This is a genomic window from Gluconobacter sp. P1D12_c (assembly GCF_018812105.1).
Taxonomy (GTDB): domain Bacteria; phylum Pseudomonadota; class Alphaproteobacteria; order Acetobacterales; family Acetobacteraceae; genus Gluconobacter; species Gluconobacter oxydans_A.
Genome location: NZ_JACSIQ010000529.1, coordinates 1 through 429, shown reverse-complemented (window position 1 = coordinate 429; position 429 = coordinate 1). Strand labels below are relative to the sequence as shown.

Annotated in this window: 1 protein-coding gene; it reads right to left on the bottom strand. The window is 41.3% G+C overall.

Going from position 1 to position 429, the window contains the following annotated elements:
- Nucleotides 1–308, bottom strand: a 308-nt coding sequence (locus KP705_RS18000) for a hypothetical protein (protein ID WP_215765281.1), incomplete at its 3' end; no start/stop codon positions are given.
- Nucleotides 309–429 lie beyond the last annotated feature (121 nt).

Genomic DNA, 429 nt, shown 5'->3' with positions numbered 1-429 from the left:
CAAGACAGAACAATGCACGCCATAGTATTTTGAGTGCTTCTGATTTTCCTGCTCTTGCCATTCTTCTGAACATCAACAGCACCATCGCAAGCCTGCTCATGCTCACGCTCAAGAGCTTCTAAATCCTGACCAAAAACGAGAACCGGCTTGCCTGGATTTTCAACATGCAAACAGGCATCCGGATTTCTCCGGGTAGCCTCATCTATAGTCTCTTTAATATTCCACTTCTTAGACTTCGTTGCCTTGTCGGAAGGCTTTACAAGCACTTTACGACTCAGCATCTCAAAATGTGCGAATTGATAACTCATGACAACGATCCAAAAAATTTCTCGCAAATCGTTGAGAGTCTTCTTTTAAAATCATCAGACGTACAATTTTCCAAATCTAAATTATCGATACTCGAATACAAACCATCCTTGTCACATTCTT